The organism is Oceaniferula marina (assembly GCF_013391475.1).
GTDB classification, from domain to species: domain Bacteria; phylum Verrucomicrobiota; class Verrucomicrobiia; order Verrucomicrobiales; family Akkermansiaceae; genus Oceaniferula; species Oceaniferula marina.
This window is the reverse complement of sequence record NZ_JACBAZ010000030.1, coordinates 1-3,128: the sequence shown is the minus strand read 5'-3', so window position 1 is coordinate 3,128 and position 3,128 is coordinate 1. Positions and strand designations below refer to the sequence as shown.

The window sequence follows — 3,128 nt, the reverse complement described above, 5'->3', positions numbered from 1 at the left end:
CCGGGCCTGTCGCTACGCTCCAGCCCCTCCATTCCACCTCTCCAGCTACGGAGAACCAAGCAAAACCAAGCCCAAGGTTAGATCAGCGAATCATCAACAAAACTCACTTTTTACTGGCAACAAAAAGGAGACCACCTCAACCTTTCTGGAAGTGCTGAGTTTTTTTGCAGAACGTAAAGCACACCGGCAGCGATCAAGCTCCGATATGCGAATTATAGATACAATGTCGTAATAAGATTTGCCGTCGCAAACTCGACAGCTACTAGCTGTCGGGTGCTGCGACTTGTTAGCCTGATTCTTTTTGAACCCATCTACTAGGAAAGTCGCCCTTACCCTTAGTAGTATACTTCAACTTATGGACAACCCTGTATGGTTCACCATCAACAGTAAAATGCAGATGATAAACAAACACGCCCTGCTCCATATTCATGTGGGTAATGTCATCCTTAAACTTACAACTCCAGCGTAGGTCTGCACTAGCCTTAAATACTAATGGGATCTTTAATCCTCCTGGCCTAATAGCGACTGATTTCTTCTCATCAAAAATTACGACTCCAATATCCTTGCGACCTAATTGAAGCCTCAGTCCATTCAAGGTTCCTGTCATGTGAACATGCGTCCCGAGTGCAATCACCTTTAAACGCGAAGGCTGATGCAAAAATTCCGCCTCTAATGCATTCAAGCTCGTAACCATGAAAAACAGTAATAGTAGGATTTTCATTTTTTGGCTAACGTAAAGCACACCGGCAGCGATCAGACGTCGATATGCGGATTAAAGATACAATGCCGTAAAAGGGTTACCTGTCGCAAACTCGACAGCGGCTAGCTGTCGGGTGCTGCGACTTGTTCGGCCAATTATGTGATTAATCAGTATGCGACCATAGAAAAGGTAACTGGGGATCATACTTGAGATTACTACCTAAACCCGAGGCAACTATCGATCTCAGCAACCGATCAACGCGAAAGCAATGTAGCCTTAATCGATCATATCGACCCTGCTTTGCAAATTTAACGCGAACCTCGACAAAAAGGCAGCGACGCCAATCAATAGCATCAATATCTTCCTTAGCTATCATAAATCTCACACCGTTACACGAAACTAGAATTCCAGAGTCAGATACAGTAATACTAGAAAACGGCCAAAAAGAGCTACACGAGAGATTGATTTCAGATGAATAGAGATGCCAGGCTAGACGATATTTAGTCATGTTGATTCTATTGCCGAACGTAAAGCACACCGGCAGCGATGTAAGCGCCGATATGCGAATTAAAGATACAATGCCGTCAAAGGGTTGCCGTCGCAGACTCGACAGCTACTAGCTGTCGGGTGCTGCGACTTGTTGGGCTTGATTTTTTTAGATGAGAATCAATTCACCGCCGCGCTTTGCCGACCAATAAGCATCTCTCATGGACTTAGCATAATTCTTGCCTAAAAGCATGTTTGAAGGCTGAACCAGACCATCGCAGACTATGGTTCCTTGATATGGGATTAAACCTGTCTGGATGATGCTATACTCAGATATCATTTCCTCAAGAGGTGAGGTTAATGACCTTGCTCCGTAAAATACTGAAGAGTCAATATGCTGTAAGGCGCAGTAGTTCTTATAACGCTTGAGAAAACAAAAATCTCCATAAATGGCATTACGTAAGCCATCTCTAAAATCATCATCAAAATCATAACCGTCATTTAGTTCACAGTTTTTATGAACTTCAGCCAGCTTGTTTCTGGCATCAACCCAATCATTTAGAGATGATGGTTCATGACCAAGAATCGATCTTAAGAGGGTTTGATACTGCTCTAAGAATCTTTGCGCGATGTTATCAGGTAGTAGCATAATATTTTTGCCCAACGTAAAGCACACCGGCCGCGATGTGCCAGTTGCCCTAATTTATAACTTTCCATTCTGTAAACCAGCCAAAAAACCTGGCCAGTCAGCTACTAGCGGTCGGGTGCTGCGACTTGTTATGCTTGTTTATTTTTCGAGCTCACTGAAGCTGTCAAGACCGACTAAACGATAAGTTTCATTGAGAATGTCTATAAGAGAATCTAAACCACGAACATCTTGATCGTATGATGGCGACCAAACCAAATATGCTCGATCAGCATAAATCAAACGAACCATACGTCCATCAAGGCCCCGAACATCATCTTGAGACACCAGATCCCACCTCACCTGAGCAAGCCGTAGCTTTAAGGATTCATAATTACTAGGTGAAATGGTTCCTGTCGAACTTCGGCTCTCATCATTCAGATTCTGTCGTTCAAGTTTAAAATCGCCATTATCTGCTATAGAAATCTTCACTCTGTTATCAGTAATCACTAAAGAACCAGAGACTTCTACTAAGACGAGTTGATTAAGCGCAGCCTTGGCTTCCTCAGGAGAAAGTTTTCGACTATGATCCTTACCTCCTTCTTTATTACAGCCTAATAGTAGAAAAATGGTGATAATAGCTAAGCGCCACATATTTTTTGCATAACGTAAAGCACACCGGCAGCGATGTACCAGTTGCGCAAAGTTTATAAGTTTCAATCGCCATTCCAAAGTCGCTAAATCCTGGCCCGACAGCTACTAGCTGTCGGGTGCTGCGACTTGTTCGTCCCTATTTGTGTTCCCGGAGGATGCGCCTTCCTGACATGGTCTGCGCGCCCGTCAAAGCTGCCATAATCCAAGCATTTACAGAACATTCGCTCTGACATATTAGCAATGTGCCGCGAAGAGATGACGATACTATCTCCGTGCGTGAGCTTGAGCGGGATCAGAACAATCAACTGGGAAAGAACATATTCGCCAAAGCTACGAACGATAATCCAGACGAGCACCAGATTGATCCTGAGATTTCAAGCGAAACGGGCCAATATAACAAACGCCCTGCTCTTTACTAAAACTTACTTTTTTTGACGAACGTAAAGCACACCGGCAGCGATCAGGCGTCGATATGCAAATTAAAGATACAATGTCGTAAAATGGTTACCTGTCGCAAACTCGACAGCTACTAGCTGTCGGGTGCTGCGACTTGTTCTGCCGATTAGTTTCCCCCGCTTTTCTGGTTCCTTTCAAGTGCGACTCGGAATCAACCTTTCTTGCTCACAACTTATGGAACGTGACACCCGAATTCGTGTGCCTTGC

General features: G+C 44.2%; 4 protein-coding genes. 1 reads left to right on the top strand and 3 read right to left on the bottom strand.

Annotation, left to right across the window (positions count from 1 at the left end; translation table 11 throughout):
* A partial coding sequence (locus HW115_RS19880) for a hypothetical protein (RefSeq protein ID WP_227021683.1) occupies positions 1-232 on the top strand: 232 nt, incomplete at its 5' end.
* 54 nt (positions 233-286) lie between these two features.
* Here the strand turns inward: HW115_RS19880 and HW115_RS19175 are convergent.
* The 3 genes from HW115_RS19175 to HW115_RS19165 form a co-directional block, all read right to left on the bottom strand.
* Positions 287-721 (bottom strand): hypothetical protein, encoded by a 435-nt coding sequence (locus tag HW115_RS19175; protein WP_178935187.1) that lies wholly within the window; start codon positions 719-721, stop codon positions 287-289.
* A 634-nt stretch (positions 722-1,355) separates the two neighbouring features.
* On the bottom strand, positions 1,356-1,835 hold the full coding sequence (locus HW115_RS19170) for a hypothetical protein (protein WP_178935185.1): 480 nt from the start codon (positions 1,833-1,835) through the stop codon (positions 1,356-1,358).
* A gap of 138 nt (positions 1,836-1,973) precedes the next feature.
* The gene (locus HW115_RS19165) at positions 1,974-2,465 is read right to left on the bottom strand and encodes a hypothetical protein (protein WP_178935183.1); all 492 of its coding nucleotides are present in this window, start codon (positions 2,463-2,465) and stop codon (positions 1,974-1,976) included.
* Positions 2,466-3,128 lie beyond the last annotated feature (663 nt).